Raw genomic sequence first — 20,826 nt, 5'->3', positions numbered from 1 at the left:
GTCGCGTGCAGCGGCCCAGGCCGCGGCCCGAGCTGTTTTCGTCCTCCGAATCACGGAGGATGCCATGCACCATCCACGAGCCCGCCGGGCACGAGCCCGCTCACTGCTGCTCGCCCCCCTGGCCGCCCTGGCGCTGGTCGCCACCGCGTGCAGCGGCACCGGCGGCGACGAGCCGGCCCCGGCCGACCAGACCTCCGCCGCGGCCGACGAGCCGCAGGCGATCGTCTCGCTGGCCCCCACCACCACCGAGATGCTCTACGCCGTCGGCGCCGGGGACAGCGTCGTGGCGGTCGACGAGCGGTCCGACTTCCCCACCGACGCCCCGGTCACCGACCTGTCCGGGTACACGCCCAACCTCGAGGCGATCCTGGCGTACGCCCCGGACCTCGTCGTGCTCACCGACGACACCGGGGACATCGTGGCCGGCCTCGAACGCTCCGGCGTCGAGGTGCTGCAGCTGCCCGCCGCGCAGACCCTCGACGACACCTACACCCAGCTCGAGCAGGTCGGGGCGGCCACCGGGCACATCGGCGAGGCCGCCGAACTCGTGTCGCGGATGCGTGGCGAGATCGACGAGATCGTCGCCTCGGTGCCGGATCGCGAGACGCCGCTGACGTACTTCCACGAGCTCGACGACACCTACTACACCGTCACCGACGACACCTACGTCGGCGAGATCTACTCCCTGCTCGGCCTGACCTCGATCGCCACCGGCGACGACCCCTACCCGCAGCTGTCCGAGGAACTCATCCTCGAGGCCGACCCGGACCTGGTGTTCCTCGCCGACGGCCAGTGCTGCGGCGTCACCCCCGAGGTCGTGGCCGAGCGGCCGGGCTGGGACGGACTCACCGCGGTGCGCGCGGGGCGCGTCCATGTGGTGGACGAGGACCTGTCCAGCCGGTGGGGCCCGCGGGTGGTCGACTTCATGCGCGAGGTCGCTGAGATCGTCACCGCGGTGCCCGATGCCGCGCCGGAGACCGCGGGGAGCCCCGCGAACCAGCCCGCCTCGTGACCCGCCCGTCGCCCCGCCACGCCCTGGTGCTGGGCGGGGCGACGCTGTTGCTGGCCGCGGCGGTCCTGCTCGGCACCCTCATCGGCCCGGCCGGCCTCACCCCGGGCGGCGTGGTGCTCGAGCTGGTGGGCCGGCTGCCGCTGGTCGACATCGACTCCGGGTTCACCGAGCGTCAGCAGGTCATCCTGTGGGAGATCCGCATCCCGCGCGTGGTGCTGGGCGCGATCGTCGGCGCGATGCTCGCGATCGCCGGGGCCACCTACCAGGGCGTGTTCCGCAACCCGCTCGCCGACCCGTACCTGCTGGGCGTGTCCAGCGGGGCGGGGCTGGGTGCCACCCTGGCGATCGTCGTGGGCGGCGCGATGGGCTCGGCGATGGTGCCGCCCGCCGCGTTCGCCGGGGGCATGATCGCCGTGCTGGCCACCTACACCCTGGGCCGCAGTGTGGGCGGCGGACGCAGCGAGGTCGTCATCATCCTCGCCGGCGTCGCCGTGGCGGCGTTCGCCAGCGCCATCCAGACGTTCTTCATGCAGCGCCACGACGAGACCCTGCGGCAGGTGTACTCGTGGATGCTCGGCCGGCTCACCACCAGCGGCTGGACCGACGTGCGGACCGTGCTGCCGTACGTGATCGTGGCGGTGGCGGTGATCGCCCTGTTCCGGCGCACCCTCGACGTGATGGCGGTCGGCGACGCCGAGGCCGCGACGCTGGGGATCGCCCCGGCGCGGGTGCGCCTGGTCCTCATCAGCGTGGCCACCCTCGGCACGGCGGCGGTGGTGTCCGTGTCGGGCCTGATCGGGTTCGTGGGCATCGTCATCCCGCACGCCGTGCGGATGCTCATCGGGCCCGGGCACCGGCTGCTGCTGCCGGTGTCGCTGCTGGTAGGCGCGGCGTTCCTCATCCTGGCCGACGTGGTCGCCCGCACCGCGATGAGCCCGGCCGAGCTGCCCATCGGCGTGGTCACCGCCGCGATCGGCGCCCCGTTCTTCCTCATCGTCCTGCGCCGCAGCAGGGGGCACATATGACCACCACGCCACCCACGTCACCCACACCACCCGCGGCGGCCGCGTCGGCCGCGCCAGTCGCTCTGGCCTGCCGCGACCTGCACGTCACCCGGGACCGCACGGCCATCCTCCACGGCATCGACCTCGCCGTGGACGCCGGATCGTGGGTATCCCTGGTGGGCCCCAACGGCTCCGGCAAGACGACCCTGCTGTTCGCACTCGCCGGGCTCATCCCCGCCGCCGGCCACATCGAGGTCGACGGGCTGACCCCGCGCCGCGCGGGTCGCCGCAGGGTGGCACGGACCGTGGCGATGATGCCGCAGCGCCCGGTCGTCCCCGAGGGGGTCACGGCGCGCGAACTCATCGGGCTCGGCCGCACCCCGCACATCGGCCGGTTCGGCACCGAGACCGCCGACGACCACGAGGTCGTCGACCGCGTCATCGACCGCCTGGACCTGCACGACCTGGCCTCGCGCACCGCCACGACGCTGTCCGGCGGCGAGCTGCAGCGGGTGGTGTTGGGCCGCTCGCTGGCCCAGGAACCGCGGGTACTGCTACTCGACGAGCCCACCAGCGCGCTAGACATCGGCCACCAGCAGCAGGTGCTCGACCTGGTGGACTCCATGCGCCGCGAGACCGGCCTGACCGTCGTGGCGGCGATGCACGACCTCACCTCGGCCGCCCACTACGGGCAGCGGCTGGTGCTGCTCGACCGGGGCCGCGTGGTGGCCGACGGCCGGCCCGAGGAGGTCCTCACCGTCGAGCGGCTGGCGCAGGTCTACGACGCGCGGGTGGAGGTCCTCGACCGCCGCGACGGCCGCGCCGTGTTGCCGCTGCGCGAGGCGGGGCCGGACCCCGCGCCCGGGTCGGCGCCCGGCGCGGCGCCGGGGGCGGGCGTCTGATGGAGGTCGTCCTGCTGGGGACCGGCGCCGCGGACGGCTGGCCCAACCCGTTCTGTCGGTGCCCGTCGTGCGAGGAGGCACGCCGGCTCGGCGTGGTGCGCGGCCAGACCTCCGCGCTTGTCGACGACGAGCTGCTGATCGAGTGCGGACCGGAGGCGCCCGGCTCGGCCGTGCGGCTCGGACGGTCTCTGGCGGCGGTGGGACATCTGCTCGTCACGCACGCCCACGCCGACCATCTCGGACCCCAGGTCCTGCTCTTCCGCTCGTGGGTCCCCGACGCCGGCGAGCTGGAGGTGGTCGGCCCCCCGGACGCGCTCGACGCGTGTCGGCCCTGGGTGGGCCCCGACGACCCGGTGCGCTTCGTCCCCGTCACCGCCGGCGACCGGCTCAGGGTGGGCGCGTACGACGTACGTGTGCTGCCCGCCCGGCACCGCGTGTTCCGTGACGGCGACGCGGTGCTCTACGACGTGACCGGGCCCGGCGGCGCCCGCCTGCTGTGGGCGAGCGACACCGGGCCGTGGGACGACGAGTGGTTCACCGCGCTGCGCGGCGCCCGCTACGACGCGGTCTTTCTCGAGGAGACGCTGGGCGACCGCGAGGAGATCTCCCCAGCCCACCTGGGCCTGGACCGGTTCGGGGCGATGCTCCGGCGACTCCGCGACGTCGGGGCGGTCGACGAGCGGACCGACGTGGTGGCCGTGCACCTGGGCCACCACAACCCGCCGCCCGACGAGCTGGCCGCGCGCCTGTGCGAGCACGGCGCGCGGGCCGGCGTCGACGGCGAGGTGATCAACCTCCGGACCGGGTGCTAGCTGGGGTCTCCGCGATGACCATCCGCACCAGACCCGCGAGGGTCGAGCCCATGAGGACGACGAGCCCCACGATGAGGACGGCCGATCCCGTGTCGGCGAAGGTCTGCAGCACGATCCCGAGGTAGACCACCGCCACGCCGGCCAGGACCCACACCATCAGCCGTTCGCCCTCCCGGTAGAGGCGTTGGGCGTTGGACTCGGTGATCTTCCCCGGGTAGTTGAGCACGTTGGGTGTGGTCGACAGCCGGGCGAGGAGAGTGCCGACGACCAGCATGATCCCGGCGAGCCAGAGCAGGCTGGACCTGCTGCCGAAATCGTCCGGCTCGCCGGTGAAGTCGAAATGCGTCGGCACCACCTCCGGCAGGGAGGGGTAGCGCCAGAGGACGAAGGCCGTCAGCACCACAATCCCGAGCAGCGACGCAGTACGCAGACCGCGGGTCACCGGTCCGGTCGCGTAGTCGGGGACGGGGCGGGTCCTGGCCATTGCGCCGAGGCTACCCAGGTGCTGGTCCGGGCTCTGTGTCGGAGTCGCGGGATACTCTCGCGGGAGTAGGTGGGATCCACCTACTGAGTCCTCACCGCCCGCCCATTCCGCACATTTTCGGAGGTAGCCGTGACCAGCCACTCTGCGTCGTCACCCCGCCCCCACTCGCCGGGAGAGAAATCCCGCGCCCTGGATGCCCGGACCGAAGCCGACGCCGGGATCGCGCTCGCCCGGTTCGAGGCGCTGCACCGGACTCGCGACGGCCACCGCCGTCGCCTGTCGCTCCAACCGCTGGGCGCCGATCCCACCGCTGCCGCGCCCGCGGGCTGGGCCCGGGACCGGTCGGGCATGCTCGTCGCTGCCGGGTCCACAGCCCAGCCCATGACCCGCACGCAGACCCTGCAGGATCGTCAGAAATTGCTGTGGCAGGCGGTGGCGAAGATCGTCGGCGCCGTGTTCTCGGCAGCGATCGGCGTGGGTATCGGCGGGGCCATCCTGTCGGGAATGGCGGGCTGAACCATGGGTTCCAGGGGGAGTATCGGCTGTTTCGGCGTGGTGGGGCTGCTCATCGTGGTGTCGATGATCATCAGCCTCATCGTCTTTCTCGTGGGGACGGCGGCTGCGCTGGCCGGGCTCGCCGGTGCCGGGTGGCTGTTGTGGTCCGCATTCTCGGATCTGAGCAGGCGCAGTCGGCTCGGCTCCGGATCCGACCCGCTGCAGGCCAGCGGCGCGCGGGCCCACGACATCGCGGCGGCCTCCCACACCGAGGCCCGCGAAGCGCTGTCCTCCACACTGGCCTCGTGGCACCAGCTCACCGTCACCCGGGCCATCGGCACCCCGCTCCAGGGCAGGTTCGACCGGCTCGAGCACCAGGCCTTGGCGGATCCGGCGTTCCAGGACCTGCTACTGCGCGCCGAGACCACCCACGCCGAGTCGGTGATCGCCACACCCACCACTGCGCCAGAACTCGCCCGTCAGACGGTGGAGATGGACCAGCTCACCGTCGAGATCCGCGAGGCCGTGCACAGGATGGGCCGCGGCTAGACCTACTCGGTCGGCGCCCACTCGCCGCTGGCTCCCCGTTCGAGGAGATCAAACGCGTCGTCGAGGAGAGCCGCCATGTCGGTCTCCGACTGCGGCCCCGCCGACGGGCTGGCGGCGGACGCGTCGTCGTCGCTTCGCCCGTCACCCGCGCCCGCCAGCGGCTGACACCGACCGTGGCGGGTCACGGACGCACCCACCGCCAGACAGAGGTCCACCATCACCCGCACCCGGAACCCGCTCGAGCGGGGAGCGCGGCGCTGCACCGCCTCGTAGAGCGGATCCAGAATGCTCTCGGCGTGAGCGCGCGCCTCGCTGCCCAGCAGCAACCCGATCTGCTCACCCACGAGCAGGAGGTTCTCGGCAGCGGACACGTCGTCGCCCGAGCGGGCGTGGAGCTCGTCGAAGACCGAGCGCAGCACCGCCAGCGGCGACATTCCCTCCGGCGCCTGCTCGACCTGCTCGACCCACTCGTCCACCTGCTCACGCAGGAAGTGCACAAGCGCGTCCTCGCGGTGCGGAAAATAGTTGTGGAACGTCCGCGTGGACACCCCGGCCCGGCCCGCGATGGCCGACACCGTGGCCCCCTCGGCGCCCTCGGACACCAGGAGTTCCACGGCGGCCACCGCGAGCCGGCTGCGGGTGTCGGCCTTCTTGCGCTCGCGCAGGCTAGGCATCGACGCGGACCTTCTCACCACCGTCGGCGGATGCCACGGCGGAGCTCTCCTGCTGCCCGGTTTCCAATGCGGAGCCCTCCACGTCAACGGTCGGGAGGATCTTGTCCAACCACCGCGGCAGGCCCCAGGCGCGCTCGCCGAGGAGGAACATCACCGCGGGGATGATCGTCATGCGGACGACGAAGGCGTCGAACAGCACGGCGACCGCCAGGGCGAAGCCCATCACCTTGATGAACTGCTCGTCGATCAGCATGAACGCGGCGAAGACGCTGATCATGATCAGGGCCGCCGCGGTGACCACGCGGGCGCCGTGCTTGAAGCCGTTGGCCACCGCGTTGTGGGCGGTCTTGCCGTGGACCCAACCCTCACGCATGCGCGAGACCAGGAAGACCTGGTAGTCCATGGCGAGGCCGAACACGATGCCGATGAGCATGATGGGCAGGAAGCTGATGACCGGCTGCGGATCGGAGATGATGCCCAGCCAGCCCTCCTGCCAGATCGCGACCGTGATGCCGAAGGTCGCCGCCACCGACAGGCCGAAGCCCAGGGCGGCGATCAGCGGCACCCAGATCGACCGGAACACCAGCATGAGCAGGACGAACGCGAGCGCGAGGACGATACCGATGTACGGCAGCAGCACCTCGGTCAGTCGCTCGGAGATGTCCTCGTAGATCGGGGTGACGCCGGTGACCGAGTAGGTTCCCCCGGTCTCCTGCTCGAAGCCCTCGACTCCGGACCGGATCTCCTCCAGGGCGTCCGCGGCCCGCTCGTCGATGGCGCCGTACTCGGGGGTGATGAGCACCTGGGCTGCGTCGCCGGCCTCGTTGGTCTCGATGATCTGGGCGTTCTCCACCCCGTCGAACGCCTGGATCCGATCCACCGCGGTGGCCCACGCCGCCGGTCGCTCCTCCTCCGGCACCTGCAGGGTGTCGACGAGCGCGATCATCGGGGCGTTGCGGCCCGGGCCGAACGCCTCCTCCGTCATGTCGTAGGCGACGCGGTTCGGGGTGTCCGGGGCCATCGTGCCGTCGGACGGCATGGCCAGCCGCAGCTGCGCGGCCGGAATGGCCAGCAGGAGGAGCAGCAGGACGCCGGCGCCCGCGAAGAGCACGGGACGGGCACGGACCCTGCGGACCCATGCCAGGCCCATCGTCGGCTTCTCGTCCTCCGGGTCGGGCGCCTTGACGCCCTTGACGCGGGCGGCGAACAGCTTGGTGCCGACCGCGCCGAGAATGGCGGGCAGCAGCGTGATCGCGACCAGCACAGCGATCGCCACCGTCGCGGCGGCGGACAACGCCATTGCGGTGAGGAACGGGATGTTGATGATCGACAGCGCAGCGAGGGCGATGAGGACGGTCAGACCGGCGAACACGACGGCGGATCCGGCCTTGCCGACCGCGAGTCCGGCGAGGTGTGCGCGCGTCTTCGCGTCGATCGACTTGAGCTTTTCCGCGAGTTCCGCGGGCTCGAGGTCGTTGCCGCCGATGCGCTTGACCAGCTCGGTGCGGAATCGCGACACGATGAACAGCGCGTAGTCGATGCCCACCGCCAGGCCGATCATGGAGGCCAGGGTCGGCGTCATGGTGTTGATCGTGTCCGTGAAGGCGGTGGCGGCGAAGATACCGCCGATGCCGATCCCGACACCGATGACGCCCGTGAGCAGCGGCATGCCGGCGGCGATGAGCGAGCCGAAGGTGACCAGGAGGATCACGGCGGCGACCGCGATGCCGATGATCTCGCCGACGGCGCTGATCTCGGACATCTGGAAGGCGTTGCCGGAGTAGGCGATCGTCAGGTCGCCCTCGTGCTCGGCGACGACGTCTGCGAAGGCCTCGCGGTCCTCGGCCTGCACGTCCATCGTGCTCTCGGCGTCGAAGCGCACCTCGACCGTGCCCGTGGTCTCATCCGGGCTGAGCGGGCTCAGGGCCGCGATGTCGGCCGCGATCTGCTCCTCGGCGATACCCTGCTCGGCCTTGGCCGCGGTCAGCTGCTCCGCCAACCCCTCTGCCGCGATCACCGGGCTGACCAGCGAGTCGGTCCCGGTCAGGAAGTCCAATTCTCGGACGTCCGAGAGGAAGGCCTCGACGTCCTCGGACACCGCCGGGTCGGTGAGGGTGCTGCCCTCGGGCGCCCCGATGACGACGGTCCCCGTGGGGGCGTCGAGTTGGCTACCCGCCCCGGCGAATCTCTCCTGCATCTCCTCCTGTGTCTCGATGGACTCCAGTCCCGGGATCGAGAAGGTGGTGCTGGTCTGCTGCGTCAACGTGGCGGCGGCCGTGCCGACACCGATGATCAACAGCATCCAGGCTGCGATGAACCGCCATCTGAACAGATAGGCGGACCGCCCGATGCGGTAGAGGAATGACGCCATGCGCTGGCTCCTGGTGCGTAGGTGCTTTTCGCGAACCCTCGCAGTTTTGCACGGCGTCTGCACGATTGCACAACCCGTGCAAACTTTTGTGGCGCACGACACCTTCGACCATCCCGCCGGCCGCCAGCGCTGGCGTTTCGCTATACCCCTCGGGGTGTCTTGTACATACCCCTCGGGGTATGTATTGTCGTGGCACACCCCGAAACGGGAACCCGATCGACAAGGAGAGCACCATGCTTCTCGAGCGCATCTACGACGAGGACCTCGCACAGGCCGGCTACTTCATCGGCTGCCAGGCCAAGAACGAGGCGATGGTGGTGGACGCCCGCCGCGACGTCCGTGAGTACCTGGACCTGGCCGCGCGCCACGGCATGACGATCACAGGCGTCACCGAGACCCACATCCACGCCGACTACCTGTCCGGCACCCGCGAGCTCGCGGAGGCCACCGGGGCGACCATCTACGTCTCCGGCGAGGGCGGCGACGACTGGCAGTACGGGTTCGAAGCGGAGCGCCTGCACCACGGTGACCAGCTCACGCTGGGCAACATCACCGTCGAGGCCGTGCACACCCCGGGCCACACCCCGGAGCACCTGTCGTTCCTCATCACCGACGGCGCCTTCGCGGACAGCCCCGGATACATGCTCACCGGCGACTTCGTCTTCTCCGGGGACCTCGGCCGACCGGATCTGCTCGACGAGGCCGCGGGCGGGGTCGACACCCGCTTCGAGGGCGCCAAGCAGATCTTTCGCAGCCTGAAGGAGTCCTTCGTCACCCTTCCGGATCACGTCCAGGTCTTCCCCGGACACGGTTCGGGCAGCGCCTGTGGCAAGGCCCTCGGCGCGCTGCCGTCGACCAGCGTCGGCTACGAGCGCCGCTTCGCATGGTGGGCCGGGTATGTCGAGCGTGACGACGAGCAGGGCTTCATCGACGAGATGCTCGACGGACAGCCGGACGCGCACGCCTACTTCGGCCGCATGAAGCGGCAGAACAAGGAGGGCCCGGCGGTGCTCGGTGCCCTGGCCCCGCTCCGCGAGTTCGGCGCCACCGAGCTGGCCGGCGCCCTCGAGGCGAACGAGGTCGTCGTCGTCGACACCCGTGGCCAGGACGAGGTCCACGCCGGCACCGTCCCCGGGGCGCTCAACATCCCCGGCGTCGACAAGGCTGCGTCCTTCGGCGCCTGGGTCTACGACCCCGAGCGCGAGAACACGCCCCTGGTGGTCCTGGCCGAGGACGTCGAGATTGCCGAGGCGCTGCGCGATCACCTACTGCGGGTCGGCATCGACACGGTCACCGGGTACACGACCACCTTCGAGGGTCTGCCGATGACGACCCCCGAGATGATCGGGCCGGACGAGCTCGCCTCGTTCGACGCCGCGATGGTGCTGGACGTGCGCAACAAGACCGAGCACTCCGACGGCCACATCCCGGGCTCCGAGCAGCTCAGCGGCGGCCGGGCGCTGTGGAACCTCGACCGGCTCCCGACCGACGGACCGATCGTGACCTACTGCCAGAGCGGCGTCCGCAACTCGGTCGCGGCCAGCGCCCTGCGTCGCGCCGGTTACCGCGTGGTCGAGCTCGAGGGCAGCTACGCCGCCTGGTCCGAGCGCAACCTCGCGACCGTCTGACCGGTCGCGCCCACACCCGGGGGCCGGACACCCGTCCGGCCCCCGGGTCCGGTGGCGCCCGGCGCCACCACCCCGACACCCCCACACACCCCGAACAGTCGAAGGACATCGCTTCACCCATGCTTTCCACGCTGACGAACGCCCCGACCATCGCTCCCGCCGATCTGCGAGAGGCGATGGACTCGGATACCCCGCCCACCGTCATCGACGTGCGCTCCGGGGCCGAGTTCTCCTCGGTGCACATCCGCGGCTCCTACAACGTGCCGCTGCCCCTGCTCGCCGAGCACGGTGAGGAGTTCGCCACCCGCCTGCCCGGCCAGGTCGTCCTCATCTGCCAGTCCGGAAACCGAGCCCGCCAGGCGAACGAGCGGCTCGAGTCCGTGGGCGTCGACCCCGACTCGGTGACCGTGCTCGACGGCGGCATCGCCGGCTACGAGGCCGCCGGCGGCGAGGTCATCCGCGGCAAGGGCGCCTGGGCGATGGACCGGCAGGTCCGCATGGTCGCCGGCTCGCTCGTCCTGGCCGGCGTCACCGCCTCCAAGGTCGTCTCCCCCAAGTTCGCCTACCTCGCCGGCGCCATCGGAGCCGGGCTGACCTACTCCGCGGCGAGCAACTCCTGCGCCATGGCCGCGGGCCTGTCGAAGATGCCGTGGAACCGTTCGGCCGACGAGCCGGGCCTCGGCGCCGTCCTGGACTCGCTGCCCACCCGCTCCTGACCGATCCCACCCCGGCGCCCCCGCCGGAGAAAGGCACCTGACATGGAGATCACCACGATCATCGTCGTGGCCCTGGCCGTCCTGGTCGGACTGTCCCTGGGCCTGCTCGGCGGGGGCGGATCCATCCTGGTCGTCCCACTGCTCACCTACATCGGTGGGCTCGACCCCAAGGAGGCGATCGCGACCTCCCTGTTCGTCGTGGGCGCCACCTCACTGGTCAGCCTCGTCGGCCACGCCCGCAAGGGCAACGTCCAGTGGCGTACTGGACTGATCTTCGGCGCCGCCGGCATGGTGGGCGCGTTCCTCGGCGGACTGGCCGGCGGTTACATCCCCGGCACCGTCCTCATGGTCGCCTTCGCGATCATGATGATCGCCACCGCCGGCGCCATGATCAAGGGACGCAAGGACCGCGACGGGCAGAGCAACGATCACCACCACCCGCTGTGGCGGATCCTGCTCGACGGCCTCGTCGTGGGCGCCGCGACCGGTCTGGTCGGCGCGGGCGGCGGCTTCCTCGTCGTCCCGGCCCTCGTCCTCCTGGCGGGCCTGCCGATGACCGCCGCCGTGGGCACCTCGCTGCTGGTCATCGCCATGAAGTCCTTCGCCGGGCTCGGTGGCTACCTCACCTCGGTGTCCCTGGACTGGCCGCTCGTCGCCGCGGTCACCGCCGCCGCCATCGCCGGCTCCTTCGTCGGTATCAGCCTCACCTCCGTGGTCCCCGAGAAGGCGCTGCGCAAGGGCTTCGGGTTCTTCGTCCTGATCATGGGCGCCTTCGTCCTGTCCCAGGAGCTACCCTTCCCCGCCGCGCCGATCATCGGTGGCATCGTCGTGGTCCTGGCAGCCGCCGCCGCGATCTGCGCGTTCGGGTTCAGGGAACGCTGCCCTCTCCGGACCCCGCAACCGGCCGCCGCCAGCGTGGCCTGACACCGGCCCGGCCCGACGCCGGAAGACGATCCACCCCGACCGCACGGCCCCCGGCCGTGCGGTCGGGGTCGTTGGCCGAGGCGCCGCGGCGGTAGGTCCTGCGGTCGCAGCTGTTGGCCGTGCCGGCGCGGCGGTCGGCCGACGCGCCGGTTGCCCTCCCACCGCGCCTCGCGCACGATGCGCGGCATGGATTCCACACTGCTCTGGGACGGTTGGGAACCGATCGTCCACTCCGTCGTCATGGTCGTCTGCGGCTTCGTCGCCCTCGTCCTGATGCTCCGCGTGTCCGGCCCCCGCACGATGGCCAAGATGACCCCCCTCGACTTCATCGTCGCCGTCACCATCGGGTCGGCGTTCGGCCGCACCCTCACCGCCACCTCGGTCCCCCTGGCCCAGACGGTCCTCGTCCTGGCACTCCTCGTGGGGCTCCAGTGGCTCTTCGCCGCCGCCCGCGCCAGGTCGTCACGGGTGCGTACCCTTCTCGACCACCCGCCTGTCCTCCTCTACTACCAGGGCCAGATGCAGCACCGGGCGCTCCGACGTCACAAGCTCCTCGAGGAGGACGTCCACACCGCCGCGCGGCAGTCCGGGAAGGGTTCACTCGCGGATGTCGCGGCCGTGATCCTCCAGCAGGACGGCAGCCTGGGCGCGATCGGCGACGCGGATCTCGGTGACGCCTCCAGCCTGCTCCCCTACACCGGTCGACCTGACAAGCGACATACAGACACATAAGAGAAATCTGTCAAACCGGTCGCGTGATGTCCATCACATGGCTAACGTTTGGCCCCCGGATACCCGAGGGGGCACAGATGGACCAGTTCAACCGGCGGAGATTCCTCGCCAGGGCATCGATGTTCGGGGCGTTCGTCAGCGCCGGAATCGCCCTACCCGGAGTGGTACCCCCGTCATCGGGCCTGGGCGGCACGGCGAACGCGCAGACCGGGAGCAACGCCTTCGACGCGGTCGAGGCGTTCTCCCTCGACACCATGCGCGGACTGTGCGTCATGGTCATGCCCGGCCCGGACGACTGGTCACGGCAGCAGGGCACGCCGCGGACGGATCCCGGCCCCATCGAGGTCGGTGGCGGCGAGTTCATGAAGGACCTGTTCGACAACTACCTCGGTATGGGCGACCAACTCGCCCGACCGCTGGCGCTCGGGATCGCCCAGGCGCTGTCCGACCTGGGGATCCAGACCGGCCCCTTCCTCGGGCTGAGCGAACCCGACGGGCGGCGCATCGACCAGGTCCTGGGCTACGTCTACAGCGACCGGGTGCTCCCGCTCTCACTCCCCGTGGCGCTCCTGCTCAACACCGGCGCGCTACTCGCCGCCCCGCCCGCGATCGCCGGTCCGCTGGGGTCGCCGTTCTCGCGGCTGTCGATCACCGACAAGCTGCGGGTCCTGGAGGGGATCGAGGGGTCCGTTCCGCAGCTGGTCTCGATCATCGACGGCGCGCTCCCGGTCCCGCTGCGCGGCACCGCGTCCGGGTTCCTGAAGTTCGCCGGCGGCATCCTCCTCGAGGGAACGGCCTTCGGCGTGTACTCCGAACAGCACAACTACAACCCCGTGACCAGGACCGTCGAGCCACGGCCGGTCCCGTGGGACCTCACCGGATATCGACCGGACGGCCTCGTGGACGGCCACCCGGAGCTCCTCGGCTACTACCAGAATCGGACGGAGGTGCCGGCGGATGCGTGATGTCATCGTCATCGGCGCGGGAGGAGGCGGCCCGGTGGTCGCCGCGGAACTGGCGGGACGCGGCCTGGACGTGCTCGTCCTGGAGGGCGGCCCACGCCAGGCCGACCCGTCCACCGAGTGGTCGCACGCGGAGAACGACGCCAACAACCCCAACAACGGGTTCCTGCGTTTCGGCCCGGAGGACCGGTCCAAGCCGGCGTGGTTCCGGGAATGGACCACCAACATGTTCGTCTGGCAGCTGTCCGGCGTCGGCGGGACCACCCAGCACTACTACGGCAACAGCCCGCGCCCCATGCCCGGCGTCTTCCGCGGCTACACGGGAGCGGACGCCGCGGAGTACGACACCGGTCACCTCTTCCCGTTCACCTACGACGAGCTCGTCCCGTACCTCGAATGGGTCGAGGCGACGCTGCCCATCGAGACCGCCGCGATGGGGACCAAGGAGGCGCTGACCTTCCGGGGCTGCGAGAACTACGGCCTTCCCCTGCAGACATCCAGGAACATCACCCGCAACGCCTACCGGCCGCAGCAGAACGCGATCCTCCAGCCCGGGGGCACCGCCGGCCGGACGGACGACTCCAACCTGCTGACGTTCCCGCAGGCGACCGGCTGCACCTTCTGCGGTCACTGCTTCCAGGGGTGCTACCTGCCCCGGCAGGCCCCGCGGAACCAGTTCGCCAAACGCTCGACCGACAACAGTTACGTCCCGCTCGGCCTGTCCGCCGATGCCGTCCGCCCCGGTGGCCGCGCCTTCGAGCTGCTCGCCAACAGCTTCGTCCAGTCGATCCGCCATGAGCAGGAGGGTGCACACACTGTCGCCCGAGGCGTGACGTGGCGTGACAACGCCACCGGGGAGATCTTCTCCGAGGACGCCCGGGTGGTGGTGCTCGCCGGTGGCGCCACCGAGAGCCCCCGACTGTGGTTCAACAGCGGACTCCCCAATCCCAACGACTGGGTGGGACGGGGGCACACCGACCACTTCTTCGACTGGGTGGTGGGCAGCTTCGACGAGTACACGGGGAACTCCAAGGGCGCCAACTCCTCGGCGCGGATGGACTTCCCCGGACGCGGCGGGATCGAGAACGTCGGTCTGGGTCCGGCGATCCAGGCCTTCTCCCTCTCTCTGTCCGATTCGGGCGCCCGCGGGTACTACGACAACGGCCGCGGGTTCACCGGCCCCTGGGACGGACCGGCGGGTCGCCTGGTGGGCAACGAGCTCAAGGACCTGATGATGGGCGGGATCGACAACCTGCTCAACTTCCTCGTGATCACCGACGACCACGTCGAGGCGGGCAACCGCGTCACCCCGTCCCTGTTCCCCGCCGACGAGAACGGCGCGCCCGCCAAGATCGACGTCTCGCTGCGCCGACGCACGCCACGGACCCTCGAGAACCGGGAATTCATGGTCCGACGCGCTGCCGAGATCATGCGCGCGGCCGGGGCGAAGAAGGTCTACCGGATGGACTGGGCGCCCCTGCTGCTGCACGTGCACTCGTCGATGCGGATGGGTGAGTCCGACCAGAACTCGGTGCTCGACTCCAACGCGGAGGCCCGGTGGGTCAAGCGGCTGTTCATCGCCGACAACTCGGCGCTGGCCAACTCGCTCGGCGGACCCAACCCCACGCTGACGACCCAGGCGCTCGCGACCCGCACCGCGGAGAAGATCTTCCAGATGTACTTCGACGGGGACCCGTGGGTTGCCGGGGAGGCGCCGGTCGTGAGCACCGACCCCCGCATCTCGGCCCGGATGCAGCAACTCGGGCTGTAGGGCGGGCCTCGATCGCCGTACCGGCCGGTGGAAGCCGTGATAATTTCTGCTTATCTACCGTCGAGGTGAGCGAAAGGCTTCCATGTGCACTCGAGCCCTCTGGTCTCCGTCCCCTGACACCGTCCTGACCGGGCGGACCATGGACTACGAGGTCGATCTGGCGACGAACCTGTGGGCGTTCCCGCGAGGGATGCAGCGCGACGGCTGCGTGGACGACTCCCTGACGTGGACCTCGAGGTACGGCAGTGTCGTGGCCGCCGCGTACGACCAGGCCAGTGCGGACGGGCTCAACGAGGCCGGGCTGGCCGGTCACCTCCTCTGGCTGGCGGAATCCGACTACGGCCGAGCGTGACGCCGGGCGCCCGGCGCTCAGTGCGGCGGTGTGGGTGCAGTACATGTTGGACAACTTCGCCACCGTGGCGGAGGCCGTCGACTGGATGCGCAACTCCCGGGTCCAGGTCAGGACGTCGGGCGATCCGGGCACGGGGCGGGCCGTCACGGTCCACCTCGCGTTGGATGACAGCACCGGGGACTCGGCGATAGTGGAGTACATCGACGGCGAGCCCCACATCTGGCACGACCGGGCGTACACCGTGATGACCAACTCCCCGCCCTTCGCCGAGCAACTCGAGCGACTCCGCGAGATCAGGGGCTTCGGGGGCGAGCGGCCGCTGCCCGGCGGCTCGGACGCCGACGAGCGTTTCGCGCGCACCGCCTACTACCTCGACCGCCTCCCCGCCCCGGACGACCGGACCCTGGCCGTGGCCGAGATGCTCAGCGTGATCCGCAACGCCTCGCAGCCGTTCCGTGTGGCGGATCCGGATCAGCCGAACGCCTCCACCACCCTGTGGCGGACCGTCACCGACCTGTCCGACGGGGTGTACGTCTACGAGAGCACGCGCCGACCCAACATCGTGTGGGTGCGTCTGGATCATCTCGATCTGAGTGAGGGCGCGCCGGCCCGCCGTCTCGACCTGGTGGCGGACACCGGCCTGGAGGGCGGGTTGACCGGGGAGGTCAGCGGGCGGTTCGAGGCCCATGAGCCGATGGAATTCCTGCACGCGACCTGATCGCCTGCATCGGGCCGGTCGGGGCCGAGGGCCGGCCAGCTCTGTCGGTATCTAGAAGACGCTGATCCCCAGCCGGCGCCGGACCCTCAGGTCCGCGATGTTCAGGGCGTAGTATGCCCGGAGTGGTCGCGGGAAGACCTTCTCCAGCACCGAGGTGAGCGCGAGCACCATCCGTCGGCGGCGCAGGTCGCCGGGGGTGATCTCCCAGTGCATCTCGTCGCGGATGCGCCGGGGCACCGCGAACTTGGTCATGGACAGGTTCCACGGTCCGACCGTCTTGTGGGCCAGGGTGCCGAGCTGCTTCATCCGGACCTCGAGCACCCGGAAGTCGGCGAGCTTCTGCAGGTACTCGCGGACGGTGTCGTCGATCTCCACCGCCTCGAGCCCGTCGGCGAAGCGCTTCTCGTACTCGGCCCAGGTGGCCGGCCATCGCGCCTCGGGGACGTTGAGCGTCGTCCCCAGGGGTCGCGCCATCTCGATGATGCGGTCCAGCTGGGCCTCGGTGAGCGGGCCGTGCATCATCTGCCACTGGTCGGTGTAGTACCGCACCAGACACAGCGCCACCCAGAGCTGGGATCCGGCGTCATTGGCGTTGTAGCGCACGGGGCTGGACGGGGTGGAGGTCACCCGGGCGTGGATCCGGTGGACGGCCTCGTGGAAGAACCGGCGGTCGGAGTCGGAGCCGAGGGTGGCCACGGCGAGGTACTGGGCCGTGGTGCGTGCCCGCTTGATCGGGCGGAGGTCGCCGCGACCGCGATCCACCCTGCTCTCGACGACCCCGTGTCCCACGGCCGGGTTGGCCAACTGCATGACCACGTTGGCGACCGGGAGCCAGAAGGCCAGGTGGGTCGAGATGTCGGGCAGGTGCCGGATCGGCCGGGCCCGGCCTGACGCGATGTCGGTCCGCGTGCGTGCGGTCATCCCCACTCCCCGTTCTCTTGATCACATATATTTTACATCGGACCCGCCCGCCCGTCAGCCCCCCTCGCCGCGCGCGGAAACATGCAAGGATAGGGTCACCTAACTAACCCAGGTCGAAGGAGAACGCCGTGACTCGCCCCCAGGCCCGCCCTCCGCTCACCCTCACGGTGCTGCGCACGGAGCCGGTTACCGCGCACCTCGTGCGGGTCGTCCTCGGCGGGGACGGCTTCGACTCGTTCGCCGCCCGCGCGGAGACGGACAGCTACGTCAAGCTCGAACTGCCCCACGCCGGGGAGACGGTCGTGCGCACGTACACCGTCCGGCGGGTCGACGCGGACGCGCGCGAGATCTGGATCGACTTCGTCGTCCACGGTGACGAGGGTGTCGCCGGTCCGTGGGCCCGGTCCGTCGCACCCGGCGCCCTGGTCGCGGTGCGCGGCCCCGGCGGCGGGTACCGGCCGGACCCGGAGGCGGATTTCCACCTGTTGGCAGGTGACGAGACCGCTGTGCCGGCGATTGCGGCGGCGTTGGAGTCGCTACCGGAGAACGCTGTGGGTGCCGTGTTCCTCGAGGTGTCCGACGACGACGACGAAATCCTGATCACCGCGCCGGCGGGCGTGGAAGTCACCTGGGTGCACCGCGGAACCTCCTCGGCGGACGCCGGCCCCGGGATGATCGACGGCGAGGCACCGCTGATCGACGCGGTCCGGGGCATGCCGTGGCCGGACGGGGACGTGCAGGCGTTCGTCCACGGCGAGGCCGAGACGGTGATGAAGCACCTGCGCCCCTATCTGCGCACCGAGCGCGGCATCCCCGCCGCGCGGGCGTCGATCTCGGGATACTGGCGGCGTGGGCGCTCGGAGGAGGGCTTCCGCACCTGGAAGCGGCAGCTGGCGGAATCGGAGGAGGCGCCGCAGCAGCCCGTGAGGTGAGTCCGGGCTCACCATGCCCGGGCGACCCGGTAACCTCATGTGCCAGCACCGTTCGCATCCGGCCCCTCGCGTGAACACCGTGAGGCCCAGAAGGCACAGACAAGGGCATGGCATATGGCATTCTCACGCGCGAAGCTCATCACCGGACTGGTCGCCACCTCGGCACTCGTCCTCGCAGGTTGCTCGAGCGGTGGTGAGGACGACGCCGCCGGTGGTGGCGGCGAGTCCTACCGCATCGGCATCAACCAGCTCGTCCAGCACCCGGCCCTCGATTCCGCCACGGCCGGCTTCAAGGAGGCCTTCTCCGAGGCCGGCGTCGAGGTCGAGTTCGACGAGCAGAACGCCAACGGCGAGCAGGGCACCGCGCTGACCATCGCCCAGCAGTTCGCGGCCGACGACCTGGACCTGGCCCTGGCCGTGGCCACCCCGGCCGCGCAGGCGATGGCGCAGAACATCACCGACGTGCCGCTGCTGTTCACCGCGGTGACCGACCCGGTCTCGGCGGAGCTGGTGGACTCGATGGAGGAGCCGGGCGCCAACGTCACGGGCACCTCGGACGCCGCCCCGATCGACAAGCAGCTCGAACTGCTCAAGGAGATCGTCCCGGACGCCGAGCGCATCGGCATCGTCTACGCCTCCGGCGAGGTCAACTCGCAGGTCCAGGTGGATCAGGCCCGTGAGGCCGCGGGCCCGCTGGGCCTGGAGATCGAGACCCAGACCGTCACCACGGTCAACGAGATCCAGCAGGCCGTCGAGGCCCTCGGTGACGTCGACGCGATCTACGTCCCCACGGACAACATGGTCGTCTCGGGCATCGCCTCGCTGGTCCAGGTCGCCGAGAGCAAGCAGATCCCGGTGATCGCCGCGGAGTCGGGCACGGTCGAGGGCGGCGCCGTCGCCACCCTCGGCATCGACTACACCGAGCTGGGCCGCCAGACCGGCGAGATGGCCCTGCGCATCCTTCGCGACGGCGAGGACCCGGCCACCATGCCCGTGGAGACCGCCACCGAGTTCACCTACGTGGTCAACGAGGACGCCGCCGAGCGTCAGGGCGTGACGATCCCCGAGGACATCCTCGCCGAGGCTGAGAAGAAGTGATCGGGACCGTCGAGGTAGGCCTCATCTACGGGGTCATGGCGCTGGGGGTCTACCTGACCTTCCGCGTGCTCAACTTCCCCGACCTCACCGTCGACGGCAGTTTCACCACGGGCGCCGCGACGGCGGCCATGGGCATTCTCGCCGGCTGGAATCCGGTGCTCGCGACCCTCGCGGGTTTCGGCACCGGGTTCCTCGCCGGCACGGTCACGGGGCTGCTGCACACCAAGGGCAAGATCGACGGCCTCCTCGCCGGTATCCTCACGATGATCGCGCTGTGGTCCGTCAACCTGCGGATCATGGACGGCGCGAACATCCCGCTGCTGCGCAGCGACACCGTGTTCACGCCCCTGAAGGACGCCGACCTGCTGGGCGAGTGGCCCGGGGTGGCCATCCTCGCGGTCGTGGTCCTGCTGCTCGGGTTGATCGTCCTGTGGTTCCTCACCACCGACCTCGGCCTGTCCATCCGTGCCACGGGCGACAACGGCCCCATGATCTCCTCGTTCGGCGTCTCGACCGACTTCACCAAGACCCTCACACTGGCCCTGTCGAACGGGTTCGTGGGCATGTGCGGCGCGCTCATCGCCCAGTACCGCGGTTTCGCCGACATCTCGATGGGCATCGGCCTCATCCTCGTCGGCCTGGCCTCGGTGATCATCGGGCAGGCCATCCTCGGCCAGCGCAAGCTGCTGCTCGCGGTGCTCGCCGTGATCCTGGGCGCCCTGCTCTACCAGCTCATCATCTTCGCGGCCCTCCGCGTCGGCCTGGATCCCAACGACATGAAGGCCGTCACGGCCATCCTCGTCGTGGTCGCGCTGCTGCTGCCCCGCTGGAAGGGCGCGGGCGGACGCTTCGGACGCAAACCCACCACCCCGGTCGCCGCCAACGAACGTGCTGCGGCGGGAACCGGGACCGCCGTCGGCGCGGGACCCGAGTCCGCCGGCGCCGCCGCGACCGGCACCAAGGAGGCGTGACGATGCTGACCGTCACCGGAGTGTCCAAGACGTTCTTCCCCGGCACCGTCAACGAGCGCCGGGCGCTGCACGACCTCAGTCTCACGCTCGCCGAGGGCGACTTCGTCACGGTGATCGGTTCCAACGGCGCCGGCAAGTCGACACTGCTCAACGCCGTCTCCGGGCGGTTGCTCGCCGACAGCGGGAACATCGAGATCGACGGCACCAACGTCAACCGCCTGCCGCAGCACCGGCGCGCCAAGTACGTCGGCCGCGTCTTCCAGGACCCGCTCGCCGGGACCGCGCCCAATCTCACGATCGAGGAGAACCTGTCGCTCGCGTTGCTGCGCGGTCGCCGGCGGGGCCTCGGCCCGGGCCTGAGCAAGAAGCGCCGCGGCCGGTTCGCCGAGCAGCTCTCCATGCTGGAGCTCGGCCTCGAGGACCGGCTCACCGCCAAGGTCGGCCTGCTCTCGGGCGGACAGCGGCAGGCGCTGTCCCTGCTCATGGCCGGGTTCACCCAGCCGCGCATCATGCTGCTCGACGAGCACACGGCGGCGCTCGACCCGCAGCGTGCGGAGTTGGTCACCACGATCACCGAGCGCATCGTCCGCGAGGGCGGTCTGACCACTCTCATGGTCACGCACAACATGGAGCAAGCCATCCGCCTGGGCAACCGGCTCATCATGATGCACGAGGGCCGGATCGTCTACGAGGCCGACGCCGCGACCAAGTCCGCGCTCACCGTGCAGGACCTGCTGCGCGAGTTCACCAACATCAAGGGCGCGACCCTGTCGGACCAGGCCTTCCTCGGCTGACCCG

General features: G+C 70.5%; 22 protein-coding genes. 18 read left to right on the top strand and 4 right to left on the bottom strand.

The window, feature by feature from the left end; all coding sequences use genetic code 11:
* Window positions 1-64: 64 nt before the first annotated feature.
* The 4 genes from AC3DEV_RS11365 to AC3DEV_RS11350 are packed head-to-tail and all read left to right on the top strand — an operon-like array spanning window position 65 to window position 3,730.
* On the top strand, window positions 65-1,012 hold the full coding sequence (locus tag AC3DEV_RS11365; protein ID WP_488372173.1) for an ABC transporter substrate-binding protein: 948 nt from the start codon (window positions 65-67) through the stop codon (window positions 1,010-1,012).
* Window positions 1,009-2,037 (top strand): FecCD family ABC transporter permease, encoded by a 1,029-nt coding sequence (locus AC3DEV_RS11360; RefSeq protein WP_488372172.1) that lies wholly within the window; start codon window positions 1,009-1,011, stop codon window positions 2,035-2,037. Before AC3DEV_RS11365 ends, AC3DEV_RS11360 begins: the two co-directional genes overlap by 4 nt.
* On the top strand, window positions 2,034-2,918 hold the full coding sequence (locus AC3DEV_RS11355; RefSeq protein ID WP_488372171.1) for an ABC transporter ATP-binding protein: 885 nt from the start codon (window positions 2,034-2,036) through the stop codon (window positions 2,916-2,918). Before AC3DEV_RS11360 ends, AC3DEV_RS11355 begins: the two co-directional genes overlap by 4 nt.
* On the top strand, window positions 2,918-3,730 hold the full coding sequence (locus AC3DEV_RS11350) for an MBL fold metallo-hydrolase (protein ID WP_488372170.1): 813 nt from the start codon (window positions 2,918-2,920) through the stop codon (window positions 3,728-3,730). Before AC3DEV_RS11355 ends, AC3DEV_RS11350 begins: the two co-directional genes overlap by 1 nt.
* Here the strand turns inward: AC3DEV_RS11350 and AC3DEV_RS11345 are convergent.
* Window positions 3,708-4,214, bottom strand: a complete 507-nt coding sequence (locus tag AC3DEV_RS11345; RefSeq protein WP_488372169.1) for a DUF1648 domain-containing protein — start codon at window positions 4,212-4,214, stop codon at window positions 3,708-3,710. The genes AC3DEV_RS11350 and AC3DEV_RS11345 overlap by 23 nt on opposite strands.
* A gap of 129 nt (window positions 4,215-4,343) precedes the next feature.
* Between AC3DEV_RS11345 and AC3DEV_RS11340 the strand changes: the two genes are divergently transcribed.
* On the top strand, window positions 4,344-4,730 hold the full coding sequence (locus tag AC3DEV_RS11340; protein WP_472982072.1) for a hypothetical protein: 387 nt from the start codon (window positions 4,344-4,346) through the stop codon (window positions 4,728-4,730).
* Window positions 4,731-4,733: 3 nt separating this feature from the next.
* Window positions 4,734-5,258: a hypothetical protein gene (locus tag AC3DEV_RS11335; RefSeq protein ID WP_335672604.1), complete on the top strand. Its 525-nt coding sequence runs from the start codon at window positions 4,734-4,736 to the stop codon at window positions 5,256-5,258.
* A gap of 2 nt (window positions 5,259-5,260) precedes the next feature.
* Here the strand turns inward: AC3DEV_RS11335 and AC3DEV_RS11330 are convergent, their stop codons facing one another.
* Together AC3DEV_RS11330 and AC3DEV_RS11325 are read right to left on the bottom strand one after the other, a co-directional pair.
* Window positions 5,261-5,932 carry a TetR/AcrR family transcriptional regulator gene (locus AC3DEV_RS11330; protein WP_472982071.1) on the bottom strand — a complete coding sequence of 224 codons (672 nt, stop codon included), beginning with the start codon at window positions 5,930-5,932 and terminating at the stop codon, window positions 5,261-5,263.
* Window positions 5,925-8,303: an MMPL family transporter gene (locus tag AC3DEV_RS11325; RefSeq protein ID WP_488372168.1), complete on the bottom strand. Its 2,379-nt coding sequence runs from the start codon at window positions 8,301-8,303 to the stop codon at window positions 5,925-5,927. Before AC3DEV_RS11325 ends, AC3DEV_RS11330 begins: the two co-directional genes overlap by 8 nt.
* A 233-nt stretch (window positions 8,304-8,536) precedes the next feature.
* Between AC3DEV_RS11325 and AC3DEV_RS11320 the strand changes: the two genes are divergently transcribed.
* The 8 genes from AC3DEV_RS11320 to AC3DEV_RS11285 all read left to right on the top strand — a co-directional run bounded on the left by AC3DEV_RS11320 (window position 8,537) and on the right by AC3DEV_RS11285 (window position 16,106).
* A complete protein-coding gene (locus AC3DEV_RS11320; RefSeq protein WP_488372167.1) occupies window positions 8,537-9,931 on the top strand; it encodes a rhodanese-like domain-containing protein in 1,395 nt (464 codons plus the stop codon).
* A 119-nt stretch (window positions 9,932-10,050) separates the two neighbouring features.
* Window positions 10,051-10,647 (top strand): rhodanese-like domain-containing protein, encoded by a 597-nt coding sequence (locus AC3DEV_RS11315; RefSeq protein ID WP_256820156.1) that lies wholly within the window; start codon window positions 10,051-10,053, stop codon window positions 10,645-10,647.
* 42 nt (window positions 10,648-10,689) lie between these two features.
* Window positions 10,690-11,571, top strand: coding sequence for a sulfite exporter TauE/SafE family protein (locus AC3DEV_RS11310; RefSeq protein ID WP_488372166.1), 882 nt, complete (start codon window positions 10,690-10,692; stop codon window positions 11,569-11,571).
* Between the two features lie 186 nt (window positions 11,572-11,757).
* On the top strand, window positions 11,758-12,303 hold the full coding sequence (locus AC3DEV_RS11305) for a DUF421 domain-containing protein (protein WP_271799761.1): 546 nt from the start codon (window positions 11,758-11,760) through the stop codon (window positions 12,301-12,303).
* Window positions 12,304-12,380: 77 nt separating this feature from the next.
* Entirely contained in the window at window positions 12,381-13,268 is an 888-nt protein-coding gene (locus tag AC3DEV_RS11300) for a hypothetical protein (RefSeq protein WP_488372165.1), read from the top strand.
* A complete protein-coding gene (locus tag AC3DEV_RS11295; protein WP_271799763.1) occupies window positions 13,261-15,036 on the top strand; it encodes a GMC oxidoreductase in 1,776 nt (591 codons plus the stop codon). The genes AC3DEV_RS11300 and AC3DEV_RS11295 overlap by 8 nt, the downstream gene beginning before the upstream one ends.
* An 82-nt stretch (window positions 15,037-15,118) precedes the next feature.
* Window positions 15,119-15,388 carry a linear amide C-N hydrolase gene (locus AC3DEV_RS11290; protein ID WP_488372164.1) on the top strand — a complete coding sequence of 90 codons (270 nt, stop codon included), beginning with the start codon at window positions 15,119-15,121 and terminating at the stop codon, window positions 15,386-15,388.
* 43 nt (window positions 15,389-15,431) lie between these two features.
* Window positions 15,432-16,106, top strand: coding sequence for a linear amide C-N hydrolase (locus AC3DEV_RS11285; protein ID WP_488372163.1), 675 nt, complete (start codon window positions 15,432-15,434; stop codon window positions 16,104-16,106).
* 51 nt (window positions 16,107-16,157) lie between these two features.
* On the opposite strand, the gene AC3DEV_RS11280 is transcribed toward AC3DEV_RS11285, so the two are convergent.
* Window positions 16,158-17,027 (bottom strand): oxygenase MpaB family protein, encoded by an 870-nt coding sequence (locus AC3DEV_RS11280; RefSeq protein ID WP_488372162.1) that lies wholly within the window; start codon window positions 17,025-17,027, stop codon window positions 16,158-16,160.
* Window positions 17,028-17,155: 128 nt separating this feature from the next.
* Here AC3DEV_RS11280 and AC3DEV_RS11275 point away from each other — a divergent pair, with 128 nt between their 5' ends.
* The 4 genes from AC3DEV_RS11275 to AC3DEV_RS11260 all read left to right on the top strand — a co-directional run bounded on the left by AC3DEV_RS11275 (window position 17,156) and on the right by AC3DEV_RS11260 (window position 20,822).
* A complete protein-coding gene (locus AC3DEV_RS11275) occupies window positions 17,156-17,959 on the top strand; it encodes a siderophore-interacting protein (RefSeq protein ID WP_488372161.1) in 804 nt (267 codons plus the stop codon).
* Between the two features lie 114 nt (window positions 17,960-18,073).
* The gene (locus tag AC3DEV_RS11270; protein ID WP_256820164.1) at window positions 18,074-19,057 is read left to right on the top strand and encodes an ABC transporter substrate-binding protein; all 984 of its coding nucleotides are present in this window, start codon (window positions 18,074-18,076) and stop codon (window positions 19,055-19,057) included.
* Window positions 19,054-20,028: an ABC transporter permease gene (locus tag AC3DEV_RS11265; RefSeq protein WP_182634041.1), complete on the top strand. Its 975-nt coding sequence runs from the start codon at window positions 19,054-19,056 to the stop codon at window positions 20,026-20,028. The genes AC3DEV_RS11270 and AC3DEV_RS11265 overlap by 4 nt, the downstream gene beginning before the upstream one ends.
* Window positions 20,029-20,030: 2 nt before the next feature.
* Window positions 20,031-20,822, top strand: coding sequence for an ABC transporter ATP-binding protein (locus AC3DEV_RS11260; protein ID WP_067712961.1), 792 nt, complete (start codon window positions 20,031-20,033; stop codon window positions 20,820-20,822).
* Window positions 20,823-20,826 lie beyond the last annotated feature (4 nt).

The organism is Dietzia sp. IBK-p2-15D, assembly GCF_057773105.1.
This window is presented reverse-complemented; position numbering and strand designations above follow the sequence as displayed.